Origin of the sequence: Serratia sp. K-E0102, assembly GCF_029962625.1 — a bacterium.
GTDB classification, from domain to species: domain Bacteria; phylum Pseudomonadota; class Gammaproteobacteria; order Enterobacterales; family Enterobacteriaceae; genus Serratia; species Serratia sarumanii.
The window spans coordinates 1,059,734-1,080,129 of record NZ_CP124754.1; the positions used below are offsets into that span (position 1 = coordinate 1,059,734).

General features: G+C 58.6%; 22 protein-coding genes and 1 other annotated feature. Of the genes, 13 read left to right on the forward strand and 9 right to left on the reverse strand.

Features of this window, described 5'->3' with window-relative positions; all coding sequences use genetic code 11:
• Positions 1–209 precede the first annotated feature (209 nt).
• Together gbpA and SSARUM2_RS04935 are read left to right on the forward strand one after the other, a co-directional pair.
• Positions 210–1,640, forward strand: a complete 1,431-nt coding sequence (gbpA, locus tag SSARUM2_RS04930; RefSeq protein WP_033637339.1) for an N-acetylglucosamine-binding protein GbpA — start codon at positions 210–212, stop codon at positions 1,638–1,640.
• A 52-nt stretch (positions 1,641–1,692) separates the two neighbouring features.
• A complete protein-coding gene (locus tag SSARUM2_RS04935; RefSeq protein ID WP_043146740.1) occupies positions 1,693–2,211 on the forward strand; it encodes a cytochrome b/b6 domain-containing protein in 519 nt (172 codons plus the stop codon).
• Between the two features lie 296 nt (positions 2,212–2,507).
• On the opposite strand, the gene SSARUM2_RS04940 is transcribed toward SSARUM2_RS04935, so the two are convergent.
• From SSARUM2_RS04940 to SSARUM2_RS04950, 3 genes are all read right to left on the reverse strand, one after another.
• Positions 2,508–2,711 carry an HHA domain-containing protein gene (locus SSARUM2_RS04940; RefSeq protein WP_004940313.1) on the reverse strand — a complete coding sequence of 68 codons (204 nt, stop codon included), beginning with the start codon at positions 2,709–2,711 and terminating at the stop codon, positions 2,508–2,510.
• A gap of 49 nt (positions 2,712–2,760) precedes the next feature.
• Positions 2,761–3,129 carry an Hha toxicity modulator TomB gene (gene tomB, locus SSARUM2_RS04945; RefSeq protein ID WP_004940312.1) on the reverse strand — a complete coding sequence of 123 codons (369 nt, stop codon included), beginning with the start codon at positions 3,127–3,129 and terminating at the stop codon, positions 2,761–2,763.
• 158 nt (positions 3,130–3,287) lie between these two features.
• On the reverse strand, positions 3,288–3,641 hold the full coding sequence (locus tag SSARUM2_RS04950; RefSeq protein WP_033653245.1) for a hypothetical protein: 354 nt from the start codon (positions 3,639–3,641) through the stop codon (positions 3,288–3,290).
• A 407-nt stretch (positions 3,642–4,048) separates the two neighbouring features.
• Between SSARUM2_RS04950 and SSARUM2_RS04955 the strand changes: the two genes are divergently transcribed.
• The 3 genes from SSARUM2_RS04955 to SSARUM2_RS04965 are packed head-to-tail and all read left to right on the forward strand — an operon-like array spanning position 4,049 to position 6,520.
• Entirely contained in the window at positions 4,049–4,762 is a 714-nt protein-coding gene (locus SSARUM2_RS04955) for an ABC transporter ATP-binding protein (RefSeq protein WP_033647273.1), read from the forward strand.
• Positions 4,759–5,616, forward strand: coding sequence for a metal ABC transporter permease (locus SSARUM2_RS04960; RefSeq protein ID WP_033637343.1), 858 nt, complete (start codon positions 4,759–4,761; stop codon positions 5,614–5,616). Before SSARUM2_RS04955 ends, SSARUM2_RS04960 begins: the two co-directional genes overlap by 4 nt.
• 25 nt (positions 5,617–5,641) lie before the next feature.
• Positions 5,642–6,520 (forward strand): metal ABC transporter substrate-binding protein, encoded by an 879-nt coding sequence (locus SSARUM2_RS04965; RefSeq protein WP_041033680.1) that lies wholly within the window; start codon positions 5,642–5,644, stop codon positions 6,518–6,520.
• A gap of 106 nt (positions 6,521–6,626) precedes the next feature.
• Here SSARUM2_RS04965 and ykgO read toward each other — a convergent pair whose 3' ends face one another.
• From ykgO to sdeX, 4 genes are all read right to left on the reverse strand, one after another.
• A complete protein-coding gene (ykgO, locus tag SSARUM2_RS04970; RefSeq protein ID WP_004940304.1) occupies positions 6,627–6,767 on the reverse strand; it encodes a type B 50S ribosomal protein L36 in 141 nt (46 codons plus the stop codon).
• A gap of 12 nt (positions 6,768–6,779) precedes the next feature.
• On the reverse strand, positions 6,780–7,034 hold the full coding sequence (locus tag SSARUM2_RS04975; protein ID WP_004940303.1) for a type B 50S ribosomal protein L31: 255 nt from the start codon (positions 7,032–7,034) through the stop codon (positions 6,780–6,782).
• 186 nt (positions 7,035–7,220) lie between these two features.
• On the reverse strand, positions 7,221–10,367 hold the full coding sequence (gene sdeY, locus SSARUM2_RS04980; RefSeq protein WP_033637346.1) for a multidrug efflux RND transporter permease subunit SdeY: 3,147 nt from the start codon (positions 10,365–10,367) through the stop codon (positions 7,221–7,223).
• A gap of 17 nt (positions 10,368–10,384) precedes the next feature.
• On the reverse strand, positions 10,385–11,572 hold the full coding sequence (gene sdeX, locus SSARUM2_RS04985; protein WP_033637347.1) for a multidrug efflux RND transporter periplasmic adaptor subunit SdeX: 1,188 nt from the start codon (positions 11,570–11,572) through the stop codon (positions 10,385–10,387).
• Between the two features lie 142 nt (positions 11,573–11,714).
• Here sdeX and acrR point away from each other — a divergent pair, with 142 nt between their 5' ends.
• Positions 11,715–12,389, forward strand: coding sequence for a multidrug efflux transporter transcriptional repressor AcrR (gene acrR, locus SSARUM2_RS04990; protein ID WP_033653243.1), 675 nt, complete (start codon positions 11,715–11,717; stop codon positions 12,387–12,389).
• Between the two features lie 11 nt (positions 12,390–12,400).
• Entirely contained in the window at positions 12,401–12,754 is a 354-nt protein-coding gene (locus SSARUM2_RS04995) for a DsrE/DsrF/TusD sulfur relay family protein (RefSeq protein ID WP_033647269.1), read from the forward strand.
• A 276-nt stretch (positions 12,755–13,030) separates the two neighbouring features.
• Here the strand turns inward: SSARUM2_RS04995 and rsmS are convergent, their stop codons facing one another.
• The gene (rsmS, locus tag SSARUM2_RS05000) at positions 13,031–13,210 is read right to left on the reverse strand and encodes a pleiotropic regulatory protein RsmS (RefSeq protein ID WP_016928837.1); all 180 of its coding nucleotides are present in this window, start codon (positions 13,208–13,210) and stop codon (positions 13,031–13,033) included.
• A gap of 103 nt (positions 13,211–13,313) precedes the next feature.
• Positions 13,314–13,850: a primosomal replication protein gene (locus SSARUM2_RS05005; RefSeq protein ID WP_033653242.1), complete on the reverse strand. Its 537-nt coding sequence runs from the start codon at positions 13,848–13,850 to the stop codon at positions 13,314–13,316.
• Positions 13,851–13,984: 134 nt separating this feature from the next.
• Here SSARUM2_RS05005 and SSARUM2_RS05010 point away from each other — a divergent pair, with 134 nt between their 5' ends.
• From SSARUM2_RS05010 to htpG, 6 genes are all read left to right on the forward strand, one after another.
• Positions 13,985–14,365 carry a DUF454 family protein gene (locus SSARUM2_RS05010; RefSeq protein WP_060452705.1) on the forward strand — a complete coding sequence of 127 codons (381 nt, stop codon included), beginning with the start codon at positions 13,985–13,987 and terminating at the stop codon, positions 14,363–14,365.
• A gap of 278 nt (positions 14,366–14,643) precedes the next feature.
• Positions 14,644–15,195, forward strand: coding sequence for an adenine phosphoribosyltransferase (gene apt / locus SSARUM2_RS05015; protein ID WP_015376864.1), 552 nt, complete (start codon positions 14,644–14,646; stop codon positions 15,193–15,195).
• A 92-nt stretch (positions 15,196–15,287) separates the two neighbouring features.
• Positions 15,288–17,246 (forward strand): DNA polymerase III subunit gamma/tau, encoded by a 1,959-nt coding sequence (gene dnaX / locus SSARUM2_RS05020; RefSeq protein ID WP_047568984.1) that lies wholly within the window; start codon positions 15,288–15,290, stop codon positions 17,244–17,246.
• Positions 16,579–16,643: a sequence feature (DnaX frameshifting element), on the forward strand. It overlaps the preceding gene by 65 nt.
• A 41-nt stretch (positions 17,247–17,287) precedes the next feature.
• Positions 17,288–17,617, forward strand: a complete 330-nt coding sequence (locus SSARUM2_RS05025; RefSeq protein ID WP_004940264.1) for a YbaB/EbfC family nucleoid-associated protein — start codon at positions 17,288–17,290, stop codon at positions 17,615–17,617.
• A complete protein-coding gene (gene recR / locus SSARUM2_RS05030) occupies positions 17,617–18,222 on the forward strand; it encodes a recombination mediator RecR (RefSeq protein WP_004940263.1) in 606 nt (201 codons plus the stop codon). The genes SSARUM2_RS05025 and recR overlap by 1 nt, the downstream gene beginning before the upstream one ends.
• A gap of 144 nt (positions 18,223–18,366) precedes the next feature.
• Positions 18,367–20,232: a molecular chaperone HtpG gene (htpG, locus tag SSARUM2_RS05035; protein ID WP_033637352.1), complete on the forward strand. Its 1,866-nt coding sequence runs from the start codon at positions 18,367–18,369 to the stop codon at positions 20,230–20,232.
• Positions 20,233–20,396: the final 164 nt, after the last annotated feature.

Below are 20,396 nucleotides of genomic sequence, written 5' to 3' on the forward strand. Positions count from 1 at the left end.
TCGGTGCTACGGTATTTCACGCTTTCCGGATTATTTTAAACGTTTGTCATGCCATTTAATATCATGACGATATTAGGTTTTATTATTTTAATGCATTCTAAGTGCCGGGCGTTCAGGGCTTCTACTTATTATTCCTCTCGCGGTATCGCCGCATCTCTTTGAGTTTCTTCTCACTCAGTTGGAATCCAATAAATTTAACTGGAGTCGTAATGAAATTATCCAAAATCGCCCTGATGATGGCAACGCTCGCGGCCTCCTCGGCCGCTTGGTCGCACGGTTATATCGAAGTGCCCGAGAGCCGCGCCTACAAGTGCAAGCTGGGCAGCAACACCGACTGCGGCCGGGCGCAGTGGGAACCGCAGAGCGTCGAGCAGGTTTCCGGCTTCCCTGGCGGCGCGACGCCGCTCGACGGCCAGCTGGCCAGCGGCGGGGTGAACGGCTTCGAGTCGTTGGATCGCCAGGGCGTCAACGTCTGGGCGTTGAATACCATGAAGCCGGGGCCACAGACGTTCACCTGGTACCACACCGCCAAGCACAAAACCAATAACTGGCGTTACTACATCACCAAACAAGACTGGGACGTGAACAAGCCGCTGTCGCGCGAGGCCTTCGAAAAAGAGCCGTTCTGCGAGATTGATGGCCATGCCAAGCCGCCAAAAGATCGCGAAGTGCACCAGTGCGTGGTGCCGGAGAGAACCGGCTATCAGGTGATTTACGGCGTGTGGGAAATCAATGACACGGTAAACAGTTTCTATCAGGTGGTTGACGTTAACTTCGAAGACGACGGCGTCGTGTCGGAATGGCGCAAGCAGCTGCAAGGTTCCCTCACCGGTAAAAACCTGCAGGTTGGCGACAAGGTGATCGCCCGCTTCTTCGATGCGGACGGTGAAGTGCTGACGATGAAAACCGAACTGGCGATCGACAGTGAGACGCTGACCGACAAAAACCGCTGGGGTCACGCGCTGGCCAGCAAGATCAACGCCGAACAGAAAGCGGTGCGTGCCGGGGTGAAAGACGGCAAAGGCAACGTCAATCCGGTGTTTGGCAACAACGCGGTCTACGCCAAGCAGGGCAGCACGATGAAGAGCGTGGTGATTTCCTATGAGGAAGAAACCCCGGCTATCACCGAAGAGATCCGCATCGGCAACCTGTCCAGCACCAAAATCAAGGACGGCAAAGCTCAGCTGACTTTCAATGCCGAGGTCAAAGGCAAACTGACGGTTGAAGCGCGCGTTTACGACCACGGCCAGACGGAAAAAGGCTATGTGAAAGCGACGCTGGAAGACGCCAGCCAGCCGCTGACTATGGCGCTGAGCAACGTCAGCGAAGGCCACCACATGCTGAAAGTGATCGCCAGCAACGACAACGGGCAGAGCATTCAGCCAGATATCGAAAACTTCAACCTGGAAGCGGAATCCACCGGCGGTGGCGGCGGCAACGGCGACTATAACTTCGTCTTCCCGAACGCGCTGAGTAAATACACTGCCGGCACCACAGTGCTGCAACCGAAAGACGGCAAGGTATATCAGTGCAAACCTTTCCCTTACAGCGGTTACTGCATGCAGTGGAACAGCGGCGCGACTCACTTTGAGCCGGGCGTGGGTTCCAACTGGCAGGATGCCTGGGTCGTGAAAAAGTAAGCGTAAATCGGATAGCCAAGCGGCCAGCGATGGCCGCTTTTAAAGGAGTTTTATGTCACACGAACCTGCCCGTTACGATCTTTTCAGTCGGTTACTGCATTGGGGTATTGCCGCCGTGATGATCTACGTAATGATCGTTGGTTATTCACTGCATTTTATGACGGATGCGCGCATCTTCGCCTTTTTCTCCGTGACCAATATGTCGCTGGCCTTGGTGCTGACACCGCTGATGGCGGCGCGCTTTATCTGGCGTTTTTTCCGGCCTAAGGTGCCCTATGGCGATATGCTGCAAGGGCACGAGAAGGGATTGGTGCATTTGCTGCACGAAATATTCTACCTGCTGATTTTCGTGGTGCTGCTCAGTGGATTCCTTATGCTGGAGCACGGCTTTGCCGTTTTCGGCGCGATCGACTTCCCTCGCCCGATAGCAAATCTCGACGTTAACCGCTTCTTTTTCGCCGTGCACCGTTATTCGTGCATCGCGCTGTCGGCCATGATCGTGCTGCACATAGCGGCGGTGATTAAACACCACTGCTTCGCCGGGCAGGCGATTTTGCGCCGCATGCTCTGATTTTACGGGGCGATCACGCCGCCCGGCGAGGCAGTGCGGCGGCGTGGCCGCGAAGGTAATAGGGAAGAGCGACGGCATGACCGTGACGCGTGTGGCCGATAAGCAGGGAGTGCGAGAGACAGCACGCGTTAATCGCGTTAAGGCGTAATACCCCGGACAGGAACAGAGAATTGTTTCTATTTATTATTAACGATAAAAATGAACGTAATTAACATTTCATTGTCAATAGGAAAAATACGTATTCAGTTTGAACATTGAAGCCGATAAAAGCATCGGCTCAACGCGTTGGGGGATGATTATCTGACATATTTCCAAACGGAGGTGGGGATTTTGTCATACAGTTTGTTCATGGTGAGCTCCGCCAGACGGTGATCGGCCGCTGAGTAAAACAGCTCCAGTTCATCATCGGAAAGCTCGTACTTATTTTTCTCAATAACACGTTCGAGAGTATCAATCGTGGTGCATTTACGTAAACGCATCAGATAGTCGGTTTTAGTCATGGTGGCCTTTAGTTTAATAACCGTAAAATAGCTCGGGAATAATTATCCCCTAAGTTTTCATTGTCGTACAGATGTCCTCTCCTGAGAACATTCTGAATAATCTCGCCTTGGTTTTTTGCCAGCGGCGCAGGTCGGAATCATTGATACCGTAGCTGCTGAACAGCGTATAGGTATCGTCGAGATATTCTTCGACTAACTCCGACAGGTCTGATTCGTCCATGTATTTAATTTTATAACTCATCACAAACGAAGCGATATGTTCGATCAACTCATTAAGCTGCAGGTTGACGGAGGACGTCGGATCGTTGACCCACCCATGGTGACTGTCTCCCAGGGTAGCGATACCTTCATCATACAAATTTTCGCACAAGAATTTGAGCTGAGCAATGTCGTGTCGCTTAGGCGAATACTCATCCATATCATCCCCTCCGTAAGTCTTAATTGCGGTGTGATAACACTATGTGAGTAAGCTGATTTACATCATGGACGGAGGCAGCTTAACGGTGGTTAAATAAACTTCCCGTAAAATGAATATAAATCATTTTTTCGCGTTTGGCCTGCAGTTATTACGTAAACTTACAATTCATCCGCAGTTGATGGCCGTGAGTTATCAATGATGTCGAAGATTAAACCCCGCTCCGTCACTCGGAACCGTACGCTGTCGTTGATGATATCTTCGCTGTTGATATCCAGACAGGCATTAAAAATGCCCCACTTATAGCGATAACTCATTGAATAATCGCCGTCACCTTGTCGTACTATATCAAGTATTTCTAATGAATCTTCGGCATAGCGTGCGCTTTCAGAATAAAAACTCAGTCCGCTGGTCAGCGCCGGCACTAACTCCGCTATATTGTCATTAATCACTTTCTTTAATTTTTTAACAGAAAGTGCGTTGACGTCCAGGTTACAGGCAAGGGTAACAAGCATTAATCTCGGCCAACAGCAATGTTATCTGCTTATCTTACTCCTTTTTCACTCACGCCGGTAAATTTTTCGATTTACCGCTGTTCTTTACCTTATGCCAACATTTCAACCGAATGGGAATATCCCTGGATTTGATAAGGAGGCTGCGGGGGGAAGCGCCGCTGCGCGAAGGACTGTTACGTTCCGTTGCATTATTGTCGCGCCATAGCTTGAGATGTGGTAGTGGGTGTGATGTTATATTATAACTATTAACCCATCATTTTGGTCACCACATTGACTCCCTCTTCACAACATGACGCCGCGCCGTCACTGAATTCGTTGTTTACCACCTCCGCCGCCGCGCGCTGTGCGGGGGCCGTTGCGCTGCTGGCCCTGCTGTGGCTCGGCATCTTCTGGGCGGTATCGCTGCCATGATCTCCTTGCGCCAACTGGCGATAGGCTATGGCGTCACGCCGCTTTTCCCGCCGCTGAGCGGGCAGTTCAGCGCCGGTTCGTTAACCGCGGTGGTGGGCGTCAACGGGGCCGGGAAATCGACGTTGCTGAAAACGCTCGCCGGATTGTTGCCGCCGCTGGGCGGCAGTCTGAGTTTTAGCGGCGGCAAGCCACCGCGCAGGGCTTATTTACCGCAGCAGGCCGAGTTGGATCGGCAATTCCCGATCGCGGTAAGCGATCTGGTGGCGATGGGCTGTTGGCCGCAAAGCGGCATGTTCGGCGGTATGAACAGGCGCGCGGCAAGCCAGGTCAATGAGGCGCTGGCGAACGTTGGCATGAGCGCGCTGGCGCGCAGCCCGGTGGGCGAACTGTCCGGCGGCCAGCTGCAGCGGGTGCTGTTTGCGCGCCTGCTGGTTCAACCGGCGCCGCTGATTTTGCTGGATGAACCTTTCACCGGCATCGACAGCGCCACCACGCAGATCCTGCTGCAGGCGATCGCGCAACTGCATCGGCAGGGGAAAACGGTGATCGCCGTGCTGCACGATATGTCGATGGTCGCCGAGCATTTTCCACAGGTGCTGTTGCTGACGCCGCAGGCTTGCCACTGGGGCGCGGCCGAGCGGGTATTGGAACAGGTGCCGAGGTATCACGCCGCCGAACGGCAGCCGGATCTGCGGGCGGTGGCGCCATGATGCTGTGGCATGGGCTTATCGATCCTTTTCTCTCTTTCGGTTTTATGCGCCGCGCGCTCATGGCGTGCCTGGCGTTGTCGCTCAGCGCCGCCCCGCTGGGCGTGTTTTTGCTGCTGCGCCGCATGAGTCTGGTGGGGGATGCCTTGTCCCACGCGGTGTTGCCGGGTGCGGCGATCGGCTATCTGATCTCTGGTATGTCGCTGGTGGCGATGGGGGTGGGCGGCTTTATCGCCGGGCTGGCGGTGGCGATGCTGTCCGGCCTGGTGAGCCGCCGCACGCCGCTGAAAGAGGACGCCAGCTTCGCCGGGTTCTATCTGGGCTCACTGGCGCTGGGGGTCACGCTGGTCTCGCTGCGCGGCTCCAGCGTGGATCTGCTGCACGTATTGTTCGGTTCGATCCTGGCGGTGGATGCGCAGGCGATGCTGATGGTCGGAGCGATCGCCTCGGTTTCGCTGCTGGCGCTGGCGGCGCTGTACCGTGCATTGGTGATCGAGTCCTTCGACGTCACGTTCCTGCGTGTCAACGCGCCGCGCCGGTTGGCGCTGATCCACGGCCTGTTTCTGGCGCTGGTGGTGGTCAATCTGGTGGCGGGATTCCAGATCCTCGGCACCCTGATGTCGGTGGGGCTGATGATGCTGCCCGCCGCCAGCGCGCGCTTCTGGGCGCGCAATCTGCCGCAGACGCTGGCGACGGCGATGGGCATCGGCGCGCTTTCCAGCCTGATTGGGTTGGTGTGGTCCTATTACGCTTCGCTGCCCGCCGGCCCGGCGATCGTGCTCAGCGCCAGCGTCATCTTTTTCGTCTCGATCCTGTTTGGAACGCGCGGAGGCATTTACGCCTTCGCGCGCCGTTGAGAAGTGCCATTTGCAAGGAGAAAGTATGAAACGTTTACCTATATCGCTGGCGGTCGCTGCGCTGCTGGCCAGCCCATTGGCGATGGCGAAGACCGTCGACGCCGTCGCCAGCTTTTCCATTCTGGGGGATATCGTCAAACAGGTGGGGGGCGATCACGTCAAGGTCAGCACGCTGGTGGGGCCGGATGGCGATCCGCACAGTTTCGAGCCTTCGCCGCAGGACGGCAAAAAGTTGGCTCAGGCTGATGTGGTATTCGTCAGCGGACTGGGGCTGGAAGGGTGGATCGATCGCCTGGTCAGCGCTTCGGGTTATAAAGGGCAGGTGATCACCGCTTCACAGGGCATCAGCACCCGCCAGATGGAGGAGGACGGCAAAGCGATTACCGATCCTCACGCCTGGAACAGCATGAAAAACGGCGTGCAGTACGCCACCAACGTGATGAACGCCCTGATTGCCGCCGATCCCGAGGATGCCAACTATTTTCGCCAGCGCGGGGCCGAATACATTCAGCAACTGCAAAAGCTGGACCTGTGGGCCAAAACCCAGTTCGCCGCAGTGCCGCCACAGAAACGTAAAGTGCTGACCAGCCATGATGCTTTTGGTTACTTTGGGCAAGAGTATGGCGTCACCTTCCTTGCCCCGGTCGGATTTTCCACCGAGGCCGAAGCCAGCGCCAGCGACGTGGCCGGCCTGATCAAGCAGATCAAACAGGAAAAGGTCAACGCTTACTTTATCGAGAATCAGACCGATCCGCGGTTGGTGAAACAGATTGCCGCCGCCACCGGCGCCAAGGCGGGCGGCGAGCTGTACCCTGAAGCGCTCTCCCGTACGGGCGGCCCGGCGGCCACCTATGAACAGGCGTTCAAACACAATGTCGACGCGCTGCTGAGTAGCATGAAGTAACCTCTGCCCCCGCCTGCCGGCGGGGGACAGCTTGCAGGCACTTTCTCGCCATAAAAAAAGCCCCGTTGAGCAGCAACGGGGCTTTGCGACAGATGACACTGGGGAGTTAACGCTTTTTCTTACGTCCCTGTACCGCTTTGAATCGCGGATTGCTTTTACAGATCACATAGATGCGGCCACGACGACGCACGACTTTGCAATCCGGGTGGCGATTTTTCGCCGAACGCAATGAACTCAATACCTGCATGGGATTTCCTTGTTACTTATTGCCGATAAAGCGGCCAAAGCGCTGCTGGAAGCGCGCCGTGCTGCCTTCTTTGGAATAGTCTTTCTGCTTGCCGGTGTAGTACGGATGCGAAGCGGAAGAGACGTCGAGGGTGACATACGGCCAGCTTTCGCCGTCCAGCTCGATGGTGCGATCGGTTTTGATGGTCGATCCCACTTTAAAGTAGGCGTTGGCGCTGACGTCGTGGAAGACCACGGTGCGGTAATCGGGATGGATGCCGGGTTTCATAATGGCCCTCTCGTGTAATGTTATACTATAACAATAATTATGCGCCGACCCGGCGTCGCGATCAAGCGTAAATTGCGCCCACGAGTGAATTAATGAGAACGGTTTGCATTAAGCAACTGAAGCAAAAGAAAAAGGCCGCATGTGCGGCCTTTTCGATTATCGGGTGAAGCTCATATCACTGAGCGATCAGTGGTGCTCTACCGGATGGCTGTGTTCCAGGTCTTCGTTCTTCTTGCTGAAGCGGCGGCGAACCACCACGAAGAACACCGGTACGAAGAAGATCGCCAAGACGGTGGCGGTGATCATCCCGCCCATTACGCCGGTACCTACCGCGTTCTGTGCGCCGGAGCCCGCACCGCTGCTGATAACCAGCGGCAGAACCCCGAGGATGAAGGCCAGAGACGTCATCAGGATTGGACGCAGACGCATACGCACCGCTTCCAACGTTGCTTCGATCAGGCCTTTGCCTTCTTTCTCCATCAGATCCTTGGCGAATTCCACGATCAGGATGGCGTTCTTCGCCGATAGACCGATGGTGGTCAGCAGCCCCACCTGGAAGTACACGTCGTTGTTCATGCCGCGCATCGTCGCGGCCAGCAACGCACCGATAACCCCCAGCGGCAATACCAGCATGACCGAGAACGGCACGGACCAGCTTTCATACAGCGCCGCCAGACACAGGAACACCACCAGAATCGAGATGGCGTACAGCGCCGGCGCCTGGTTACCCGACAGACGTTCCTGATAGGACATGCCGGTCCAGTCGTAACCGATGCCGCTTGGCAGTTTGGACGCCAGCTGTTCCATCAGGTTCATCGCTTCACCGGTACTCTTGCCCGGTGCGGCCTGGCCCAGAATTTCCATCGACGGCAAGCCGTTATAGCGTTCCAGGCGCGGTGAGCCGTATTCCCATTTCGCCGAAGAGAAGGCGGAGAATGGCACCATCTGGCCGCTCGTGCCGCGCACGTACCACTTGTTGATGTCTTCCGGCAGCATACGGAACGGCGCGTCGGCCTGTACGTATACCTTCTTCACACGACCGCGGTCGATGAAGTCGTTGACGTACGAGCCGCCCAGCGCGGTGCTCAGCGTGCTGTTGATGGTGGTGATGCTGACGCCCAGCGCCTTGGCTTTCTCCTGATCGACGATCAGTTTGAACTGCGGCGTATCTTCCAGGCCGTTCGGGCGCACGCCCACCAGCACGTCCGGATGTTGAGCAACCATGCCCAACAGCTGGTTACGCGCTTCGGTCAGTTTCTCGTGCCCCAGGCCGCCCTGGTCAATCAGCTCGAAGTCGAAGCCGGTGGCGGTACCGAGTTCGATGATCGCCGGCAGGTTGAACGGGAATACCAGGCCTTCTTTAATCTGCGAGAATGCGCCCATGGCGCGACCCGCGATCGCTTCGACCTTGTTCTCGCTCCCTGGACGCTCGCCCCAGTCTTTCAGGCTGACAAATGCCAGGCCGTTGTTCTGGCCGTTACCGTTGAAGCCGAAGCCCGCGACGGTAAACACCGAAACCACGTTGTCCTTTTCCTTGTTCAGGAAGTAGTCGGAGACTTCTTCCAGCACTTTGTTGGTGCGGGACTCGGTGGCGCCGGCAGGCAGCTGCACCATGGTTAACAGGATGCCCTGATCTTCGTCCGGCAGGAACGAGGAAGGCAGGCGCAGGAACAGCAGGCCCATGCCAACCACGATCAGCAGGTAGATGATCAGATAGCGACCGGTGCTGCGCAGGATGTTGCCCACGCTGTCGGTATAGTGATGCGTGCTTTTCTCGAACATGCGGTTAAACCAGCCGAAGAAGCCTGTTTTAACCCCGTGATCGCCTTTCGGGATCGGTTTGAGCATGGTGGCGCACAGCGCCGGCGTCAGGATCAAGGCCACCAGCACCGACAGCGCCATCGCGGACACGATGGTGATCGAGAACTGGCGATAGATGGCGCCGGTTGAACCGCCGAAGAACGCCATCGGCACGAATACCGCCGACAGCACCATGGCGATACCTACCAGCGCGCCCTGAATCTGGCCCATCGATTTACGGGTGGCTTCTTTCGGCGGCAGCCCCTCTTCGGCCATGACGCGCTCGACGTTTTCCACCACCACGATGGCGTCATCCACCAGCAGGCCGATCGCCAACACCATGCCGAACATCGTCAGGGTGTTTATCGAGAAGCCGAACGCCGCGAGTATCGCAAAGGTCCCCAGCAGCACCACCGGCACCGCGATGGTTGGGATCAGCGTCGCGCGGAAGTTCTGCAGGAACAGATACATCACCAGGAATACCAGGATGATGGCTTCGATCAGCGTTTTCACCACTTCGTTGATGGAGATCTTAACGAACGGGGTGGTGTCGTACGGATAAACCACTTTCATCCCTTGCGGGAAGAATGGCGTCATCTTGGCCAGCTCATCTTTCACACCTTTGGCGGTGTTCAAGGCGTTGGCGCCGGTTGCCAGTTTGATACCCAGACCGGCGGCAGGCTTACCGTTATAGCGAGCGGTAACGGCATAGCTTTCCGCGCCGCGCTCGATGTGAGCGACGTCGCGCAGGCGTACCTGGGAACCGTCGGTATTCACCTTCAGCAGGATCTTGCCGAACTCTTCCGGCGAAGTCAGACGGGTCTGCGCGATGATCGAGGCGTTCAACTGCTGCCCCGGTACCGGCGGCAGGCCGCCCAGCTGGCCTGCGGCGATCTGGTTGTTCTGCTCGGTGATGGCGGAGGTCACGTCCGTGGTCGTCAGCTGGTAGTTGTTCAGCTTGTTCGGATCCAGCCAGATACGCATCGCGTACTGGGCACCGAACAGCTGCACTTCACCCACGCCGGACGAACGGCTGATCGGATCCTTGATGTTGGACGCCACGTAGTCCGCAATATCGTCCTGAGTCATGTTCGGATCGTCGGAAACGAAGCCGGCCACCATCAGGAAGCTGCTGCTGGATTTTTCTACTTTCAGGCCCTGTTGCTGAACTTCTTGCGGCAGCAACGGGGTGGCCAACGACAGTTTGTTCTGGACCTGAACCTGCGCGATGTCAGGATCGGTGCCGGATTCAAACGTCAGGGTAATGGTGACGCTACCAGAGGAATCACTGGTGGAGGACATGTACATCAGGTTATCGATACCGTTCATGTTCTGTTCGATAATCTGCGTGACGGTATCCTGCACCGTTTTGGCATCTGCGCCCGGGTAGTTGGCGGAAATACTCACCGCCGGCGGTGCAATAGTGGGATACTGCGCGATCGGCAGTTTCATTATTGCAAGCACCCCCGCCAACATGACGATGATGGCGATTACCCAGGCGAAAATTGGGCGGTCTATAAAGAACTTAGCCATGTATTACAGGCTCCTTTTTATGACTTCTGCGCTTCAGACTGCGGCTGTTTTTGCGCCTGAGTGTCAACTTCCTGCACTTTTACCTGCGCGCCCGGATGCACTTTCATCAGGCCGGAGACGATCACGCGATCGCCGGCTTTCAGGCCATCGGTAACCAGCCATTTGTCGCCAATCGCCTGATCCGCCTTCAGCGTGCGCAGCTCAACTTTGTCGTCTGCCCCTACCACCAACGCCGTCGCTTCGCCGCGCGGGTTGCGGGTGACGCCTTGCTGAGGCACCAGCAGCGCATCGCTGCGCACGCCTTCGTCCAGACGGGCGCGCACGAACATGCCCGGCAGCAGCGTATCGTTCGGGTTAGGGAACAGGGCGCGAATGGTGATGGAGCCGGTGGTCTCGTCGACGGTGACGTCGGAGAATTCCAGCGTGCCTTCCTGCGCGTATTCGGTGCCGTTTTCCAACAGCAGTTTCACTTTAGCCTTGCCGTTTTCCTGCTTCAGCGCGCCGCTGGCCAACTCTTGCTTCAGGCGCAGGAAGTCGGTGCTCGACTGGGTGACGTCGACATACATCGGATCCAGCTGCTGCACGGTGGACAGGGCGGTCGCCTGGCCGTTGCTGACCAGCGCGCCTTCGGTCACGGCGGACTTGCCGATGCGGCCGGAGATCGGGGAGGTCACCTTGGTGTACGCCAGGTTGATGCGCGCGGTTTCCACGGCGGCCTTGGCGGCCACCACGGCGGCATCCGCCTGCTGCAGGGTGGAGACGGCGTTGTCGTAGTCCTGCTTGCTGATGTAGCTGGTACCCAGCAATGGCTTGTAGCGGTTTACCGTCACGCGTGCGATGGAAGCGCTGGCCTGTGCTTTGGCCAAATCGCCTTTCGCGCTGTCGTAGCTGGCTTGATAGGTGGCGGGATCGATTTGGTACAGAGACGTCCCGGCCTTGATATCGCTGCCTTCAACGAAGTTGCGCTTCAGGATGATGCCGCTGACCTGAGGGCGAACTTCGGCGATACGATACGCAGCGGTGCGGCCAGGAAGATCGGTAGTGATGTTGAGAGGCTCGGCCTTCAAGGTGACTACGCCCACTTCAGGCGCCTGTTGTTGGGCGCCTTGCTGTTGGGTTTCTTTATCGTTACATCCTGTTAGCACTAAGCTGCCTGAAAGCATCAGAACGGCCGCCAGAGGCGTTAACCCTCTGTTTTTGTTCATAGAAAAACCTCAAGTGTCCGATTTCAAAATGATCAATGGATCACAAGCTTTAAAACCCATTGCTGCGTTAATTATATGTGCGTGCTATGGTACATACATTCGCGAATGTATGTAAATCACACTCCCCCTAAATAACAATGCCATGGCACGAAAAACCAAACAGCAGGCGCAAGAAACCCGACAGCAAATCCTTGATGCTGCGGTGAGAGAGTTCTCTGAACGTGGCGTTGCTGCAACGTCACTGACAGATATTGCCACCGCTGCCGGGGTTACGCGTGGAGCCATTTACTGGCACTTCAAGAATAAGGTAGACCTGTTTAATGAAGTTTGGGAATCTACCGAGCCGAAAATTGACCAGCTCGAAACAGAGTATCAGGCAAAGTTTCCCGATAATCCACTGCGGGTTATCCGAGAAATTCTGATTTACATTCTGACGTCTACGGTTGAAGACGGCCGTAGGCGGGCGTTGATGGAAATTATATTCCACAAATGCGAGTTTGTCGGTGAAATGATGCCGCTGCTGGATTCGCGCAAGGTGCTGTATCTCGCCGGCTACGAACGCATCGAAGCGGTGCTGTATAACTGCATTCACCACGGGCAATTACCCGCCGATTTACATACCCGCCGCGCGGCGATCATCCTGCGCGGTTATATCACCGGCCTGATGGAAAACTGGCTGTTTATGCCGGAAAGTTTCGATCTGCGGGCCGAAGCCGAAGCGCTGGTGGACGCGTTTTTGGAAATGCTGCAGTTTTGCCCCACCTTGCGCCTCAAACCCGACGCGGCGACGCCTGACGCCGACCGCCTTCCTTTATAAGGAGAGATTTCATGTCATCCATTGTTCTCATCGCCAATGGCGCCGCCTATGGCCATGAATCCTTGTTCAATGCGCTGCGGCTGGCCATCGCCATGAAAGAGCAGCAGAGCAGTCTCGACCTGCGGCTGTTTCTGATGTCCGATGCGGTGGTGGCCGGGCTGGCCGGGCAGCAGCCGCACGAGGGATACCACCTGCAGCAGATGCTGGAGATCCTCACCGCGCAGCAGGTGCCGGTCAAGCTGTGCAAGACCTGTGCCGACGCGCGCGGCGTCAGCCGCTTGCCGCTGGCGGACGGCGTGGCGATCGGTACGTTGGTCGAGCTGGCGCAGTGGACGCTGGCGGCGGAAAAAGTGCTGACTTTCTGATTCCGCTGCAACGGGCCATCAGCTGCAACGCTTTTGTTGTTCGTTGCCCGCCGGTGGCCGTGACAATCTTCAGGCTTCTTAACCGATCCGAAGCTAAATCATGCAGCGCTGATTGATTCTGCCTTCTCTGGCGCCGCTCACGTTTGTCGGCGCATCGCCGCCGCGATACGCTTTTTTTTCCTTGTTTATTTGCGCGCTCAGCTCGCCGGACGAAGGCGGCCAGACGGCGGGCTGATGAGCGTTGAAAGACGAAAGGGACAGCGGCGCTGTCCCTGATTACTGTCCGGCAGGCAGATAGGGAGAGGTGACGCCGGCGCGCTGCAGTTTTTCCTGATAATCCCGTTTGACGATATCCAGCGCCGCCAGCGCGGTGGCCGGATCGATCTCGTTGCATTCCAGCAGGTAAATCAAGTCTACCGCCAGCTGCAGTTCGGGTGAGGCGTTTTCCAGAGACATAGCACCTGCGCTTAATTAATGGAATGAATAACTCGCGTACCGGCAGAGTATAGTGAACCCGGCGCGCAACCGGGAATAATCATTAAAATATTGTGATAAATCTTCAAAAACCGTTTTCTTTGCGCTCGATATTGCGCTCGATGCGCGCCAGCGCCTGGCGGCAGCGCATCAGGCGCCCCTCCAGCGCCGCCAGCTCGTGCTGCAGCTTTTGCTGTGCCGCCAGCGTGGTCTGGCGGCCGAGCAGGCTTTCCCGATCCTGAATCATGGCGATCAGCCGGCGTTCGTAGTCCTGATGCTCGGCCAGCTTGTGGTACAGATCGGCCTCGGGGGCTTCTTTCGGCTGGTTCTTGCGCCGCAGCGCCTGGGTGGCCAACTCGCGCTGCAGGGCAGCGATCTGAGCCACCAGTTTTTCGGCCAGAAAGGCCACCTGGCTGGTACGGCTGTCGTTGGCGGCGCTTTGCAGCTGGGCGAAATTCTTCTCCACCTCGGCCAGGTAGTCGCGCAGCCGCGTGCCGCGGTTGGCGAACAGGGCGGCGTCGAAGCGCGCCTGCGGGATCGGAACGTCGCCGCGCGGGGTCACTTCGGCCGCCAGCGCCGCGATCTGCTGTGCCAACACCTGTAATAGACGCTGAGTGCTCACATAAGCTCCCTCTTGATTTCAACAGGCGTAAGCTTGCCCGCGATCCTGCCGTGAAACAAGCGCTGCACGCATATTCCGCCGGCGCGGCGCCGATGCTACAGTAGGCGGCAACCGATTGAGGAGCGAAGAGCCGCATGACGCGTGGGGTATTGATCATTTTGGGCTGGCTGGCGGTGGTGCTGGCGACGTTGGGCGTGGTGCTGCCGCTGTTGCCGACCACGCCGTTTCTGCTGTTGGCCGCCTGGTGTTTCGCCCGCTCTTCGCCGCGCTTTCATCACTGGCTGCTGCACCGCTCCTGGTTCGGCCCCTACCTGCGCCACTGGCAACAGCATCGCGCGCTGCCGCCGGGAGCGAAGTGGAAGGCGGTGCTGGTGATCGTGCTCACCTTCGCCTGTTCGCTGTGGCTGGTGAAAATTTGGTGGGTGCGCGGGCTGTTGCTGCTGATGCTGGTCATTTTGCTGACCTTTATGCTGCGCCTGCCGGTTATTGACCTGCCGCAACAAAAACAGCGCTGATTGTCCCTTAAACTCCCCAATAGCTTTCAAGCCGCAGCTAGACGACAAACGCAGGCATCCCCGGGAGCTTACTTAGGTAAGTGACCGGGGGGAATGCGTGCAGTCAACAACGCTGCGGGTTGAAAGATGCAGGGGAGAGTTGCATTTGTCCGCCAGTTTGCATAGATTTGGGCGTTTTCGTGCGCGGATCGCCTGCCATTTCATCTCCGGTGTGTTTCACCCGGCGGCGGCGGGTGAGCGGCGCGCCGGTTTTCAGGCAGTTTTATCAGGCAACAATTATGACCGCTACTGCGCAGCAGCTTCAGTTTATTAAAGACAGTATCAAAACCATCCCGGATTATCCGAAGCCGGGCATCCTGTTCCGCGACGTGACCAGCCTGCTGGAAAACCCGTTGGCCTACGCCGCCAGCATCGAGCTGTTGGTTGAGCGCTATCGCGAAGCGGGCGTGACCAAGGTGGTGGGTACCGAAGCGCGTGGTTTCCTGTTCGGCGCGCCCGTCGCGCTGGCGTTGGGCGTCGGTTTCGTGCCGGTGCGCAAACCGGGCAAACTGCCGCGCGCCACGCTCAGCGAAAGCTATGAGCTGGAGTACGGCACCGACAAGCTGGAGATCCACACCGACGCCATCACCGCGGGTGACAAAGTGCTGGTGGTGGACGATCTGCTGGCGACCGGCGGCACCATCGAAGCGACCACCAAACTGATCCGCCGCCTGGGCGGTGAAGTGAACGACGCCGCATTCATCATCAACCTGCCGGATCTGGGCGGGGAAGCGCGTCTGAACAAGCTGGGCATCGACTGCTACTGCCTGGTGGACTTCGCCGGCCATTGATGCGGCATCGCCCCTTGGGCACAACGGCCTCGCGGATCGCCGCGGGGCTGTGTTAGCATGACCCTCCAGATTCCTCGACTTCTCCGGTATTAATGAGCTATCAGGTTCTCGCCCGTAAGTGGCGCCCTCAAACGTTCGCAGACGTGGTCGGCCAGGAACATGTCCTGACCGCGCTGGCCAACGGCCTCTCGCTGGGGCGGATCCATCACGCCTATCTGTTCTCGGGCACGCGCGGCGTGGGGAAAACCACCATCGCGCGCCTGCTGGCCAAAGGCCTGAACTGTGAAACCGGCATCACCGCCACGCCGTGCGGCCAATGCGACAACTGCCGCGAGATCGAGCAGGGGCGCTTCGTCGATCTGATCGAGATCGACGCCGCTTCCCGAACCAAGGTTGAAGATACCCGCGATCTGCTGGACAACGTTCAGTACGCGCCGGCGCGCGGCCGCTTCAAGGTCTACCTGATCGATGAAGTGCACATGCTCTCGCGCCACAGCTTCAACGCGTTGCTCAAGACGCTGGAAGAGCCGCCGCCGCACGTCAAATTCCTGTTGGCCACCACCGATCCGCAAAAGCTGCCGGTGACCATTCTCTCGCGCTGTCTGCAATTCCACCTCAAGGCGCTGGACGTCGATCAGATCCGCCAGCAGCTGGAAACGGTGCTGACGGCGGAGCAGATCACCAGCGACGCCCGCGCGCTGCAGCTGCTGGCGCGCGCCGCCGACGGCAGCATGCGCGATGCGCTGAGCCTGACCGATCAGGCGATCGCCATGGGGCAGGGGCAGGTGACCGCCGCCACCGTCAGCCAGATGCTCGGCACGCTCGATGATGAACAGCCGCTGGCGATCCTCGAAGCGCTGGTCAGCGCCGACGGCGAAAAGGTGATGGCTCAGGTCGCACAGGCCGCTTCGCGCGGCGTGGACTGGGAAAACCTGCTGGTGGAGACGCTGGCGCTGCTGCACCGCATTGCGATGGTGCAGCTGCTGCCTTCGATGCTCGACAATCAGTACGCCGCCGTGGAACAACGGCTGCGCGAGCTGGCGCGCACCCTGCCGCCGGCCGATGTGCAACTTTACTACCAGACGCTGTTGGTCGGCCGCAAAGAGCTGGCCTATGCGCCGGATCGCCGCATGGGGGTTGAGATGACCCTGCTGCGCGCGCTGGCGTTTCACCCGAAAGCGGTGATCCCGGAGCCGGTGGCGTTGGTGCAGACCGCGCCGGCGCCGATGGCGCAACCGCAGGCCGCCGCATCGCAACAGCCGCCGCAGTTTCAGGACGCGCCGCCGCCGCTAGGGCAGCCGGCCGCGCCGTCGCGGCAATCATCGACCCCATTACCGGATGCCACCGCCCAGCTGTTGAAAGCGCGGTCCCAGCTGCAGCGGCAGCAGGGAGCATCCACACCAAAAAAGAATGAGCCGGCGGCGCCAGGAATAGCGCGGCCGGCAAACTCGGCGCTGGGGCGTTTGGCTTCCGTGACCGAGCGTAGCCAGCAGCGTCTGGCGGAGAAGAAGGTGCCGGAAAAACCGGCCAAGCCGGAAGCCTATCGCTGGCGCGCGCAGACCGAGCCGGAAGCGGCACCGGAACCGCTGGCGACGCCGAAAGCGTTGCGCACGGCGTTGGAGCACGAGAAAACGCCGGAGCTGGCCGCCAAGCTGGTGGTGGAGTCGCTGGAGCGCGACGCCTGGGCGGCGGAAATCGACAGGCTGAAGATCCCGAAACTGGTGCAGCAGCTGGCGTTGAACGCCTTCAAGCAGCAGCCGGAAGCGGGCAAGATTTGCCTCCATCTGCGGTCTTCGCAGCGTCATCTGAATTCGCCTTCGGCGCAGAAGACGCTGGCCGAAGCGCTCGGCGAGCTGTACGGCAGCCCGATCGAGCTGACCGTGATAGAGGACGATAATCCGGCGGAGCGCACCCCGCTGGAGTGGCGACAAGCCATCTATGAAGAAAAGCTGGCGCAGGCGCGCCAGTCCATCGTTGCGGATACCCATATTCAGACGCTGTGCCGGTTCTTCGACGCGGATCTGGATGAAGAGAGTATTCGCCCCCTTTAAACGCCGCGCGAGGTGCGCGGCCCTAGCGACGAGAGACGACTATGTTTGGTAAAGGCGGTCTGGGCAACCTGATGAAGCAAGCCCAGCAAATGCAAGAAAAAATGCAGCAGATGCAGGAAGAAGTCGCCAAATTGGAAGTGACCGGCGAGTCTGGCGCGGGCCTGGTGAAGGTCACCATCAACGGCGCGCACAACTGCCGCCGCGTGGAGATCGATCCTAGCCTGATGGAAGACGACAAAGAGATGCTGGAAGATCTGATCGCCGCCGCGTTCAACGACGCCGCGCGCCGCATCGAAGAGACCCAGAAAGAGAAGATGGCCTCCGTCTCCAGCGGCATGCAGTTGCCGCCTGGCTTCAAGATGCCGTTCTGATGCAAACCAGCCCGCTCCTTGAATCCCTGATGGAGGCGCTGCGCTGCCTGCCGGGCGTCGGCCCGAAATCGGCGCAGCGCATGGCGTTTCAGCTGCTGCAGCGCGATCGCAGCGGCGGCATGCGCCTGGCGCAGGCGTTGACGCGCGCGATGTCGGAAATCGGCCACTGCGCCGACTGCCGCACCTTCACCGAGCAGGACGTCTGCACCATCTGCGCCAATCCGCGCCGTCAGCAAAACGGCCAGATTTGCGTGGTGGAAAGCCCGGCGGATATCCATGCCATCGAGCAGACCGGCCAGTTCGCCGGGCGCTACTTTGTGCTAATGGGGCATCTGTCGCCGCTGGACGGCATCGGGCCGGGCGATATCGGTCTGGATCGCCTGGAGCAACGGCTGGAAAAGGAGAGCATCACCGAAGTGATCCTCGCCACCAACCCGACGGTGGAAGGGGAAGCGACCGCCAACTACATCGCCGAGATGTGCGGCCAGTATGGCGTGCTCGCCAGCCGCATCGCCCACGGCGTGCCGGTGGGCGGCGAGCTGGAGATGGTCGACGGCACCACGCTGTCGCATTCGCTGGCCGGGCGTCACGCCATCAAGTTCTGATGTTTTCCCGGATGGGGCCGTTCGGCCCCGTCATTTTTTTGCCAAAAATCTCCCGCCGTCCGCTTGAAAAACAAGACCCTGACCCTCATCTGATCCTCATTGTTCGATTTTGGTAGCCATTGTCTTTTGAGGTAATCAATGAGTATGAAAGGTCAAGAAACCCGCGGGTTCCAGTCTGAAGTAAAACAGCTGCTTCATTTGATGATCCATTCGCTGTACTCCAACAAAGAAATTTTCCTGCGCGAGCTGATTTCCAACGCCTCTGACGCCGCCGACAAGCTGCGTTTCCGCGCCCTGTCCGCGCCAGAGCTGTACGCCGGCGACGGCGAGCTGCGCGTCCGCTTGTCCTTCGATAAAGAGCAGCGCACCCTGACCATCGCCGACAACGGCATCGGCATGCGCCGCGAAGAAGTGATCGAAAACCTCGGCACCATCGCCAAGTCCGGCACCAAAGCGTTCCTGGAATCCATCGGTTCCGACCAGGCGAAAGACAGCCAGCTGATCGGCCAGTTCGGCGTCGGTTTCTACTCGGCGTTCATCGTGGCGGACAAAGTGACCGTGCGCACCCGCGCCGCCGGCGCCGCCGATGACGAAGGCGTGTTCTGGGAGTCCGCCGGCGAAGGCGACTACACCATCGCCGACATCACCAAAGAGACGCGCGGTACCGAAATCACCCTGCATCTGCGCGAAGGCGAAGATGAATACCTCGACGCCTGGCGCCTGCGCTCGGTGATCGGCAAATATTCCGATCACATCGCCTTGCCGGTAGAGATCGAAAGCAAAAACGAAGAAGACGACACCGTCACCTGGGAGAAGATCAACAAGGCGCAGGCCCTGTGGACCCGCAGCAAGGCTGACGTGACCGACGAAGAGTACAAAGAGTTCTACAAGCACATCGCCCACGACTTCACCGATCCGCTGAGCTGGAGCCACAACCGGGTAGAAGGCAAGCAGGAGTACACCAGCCTGCTGTATATCCCGGCGCAGGCGCCGTGGGACATGTGGAACCGCGATCACAAGCATGGCTTGAAGCTGTACGTGCAGCGCGTGTTCATCATGGACGACGCCGAGCAGTTCATGCCGAACTACCTGCGCTTCGTGCGCGGCCTGATCGACTCCAACGATCTGCCGCTGAACGTGTCGCGCGAGATCCTGCAAGACAGCCGCGTGACGCAAAACCTGCGCGGCGCGCTGACCAAGCGCGTGCTGCAGATGCTGGATAAGCTGGCCAAAGATGACGCCGAAGGCTACCAGAAATTCTGGCAGCAGTTCGGTCTGGTGCTGAAAGAGGGCCCGGCGGAAGACCACGGCAACCAGGAAGCGATCGCCAAGCTGCTGCGCTTTGCCTCCACCCACGGCGACAGCTCGGCGCAGACCGTGTCGCTGGAAGAGTACGTCGGCCGCATGGCGGAAGGGCAGGAGAAGATTTACTACATCACCGCCGACAGCTACGCCGCCGCCAAGAGCAGCCCGCACCTGGAGCTGTTCCGCAAGAAAGGCATCGAAGTGCTGTTGCTGTCCGATCGCATCGACGAGTGGATGATGAGCTATCTGACCGAATTCGACGGCAAGCCGTTCCAGTCGGTTAGCAAAGCGGATGAAACGCTGGATAAACTGGCGGATGAAACCGAAGAGCAGAAGGCCGCCGAGAAGCAGCTGGAGCCGTTCATCGAACGCGTGAAAACCCTGCTGGGCGAGCGGGTGAAGGATGTGCGCCTGACGCACCGCCTGACCGATACGCCGGCGATCGTGGTGACCGACGCCGACGAAATGAGCACCCAGATGGCCAAGCTGTTCGCCGCCGCCGGCCAGCAGGCGCCGGAAGTGAAGTACATTTTCGAGCTTAATCCGGAGCATGCTCTGGTCAAACGCGCATCCGATGTGGGCGATAACGAACATTTCGCCGAATGGATCGACCTGTTATTGGATCAGGCGCTGCTGGCTGAACGCGGCACGCTGGAAGATCCGAACCTGTTCATCCGTCGCATGAACAAGTTGCTGTCCGCCTGAAACTGAAAATATGCGCCCTTAACGGCACCGTTAGGGGCGCATTGCCGATTTTTCCCCGCTTTTTCTCGCCTTTTGCTTGCCCGCTTTTTTGCACATTCCGCAATCGATTTCCTTCGCGCGCCTTGAGCCTGCCCCCCCTGAAATGGTATCGTTGAGCGTTTTCG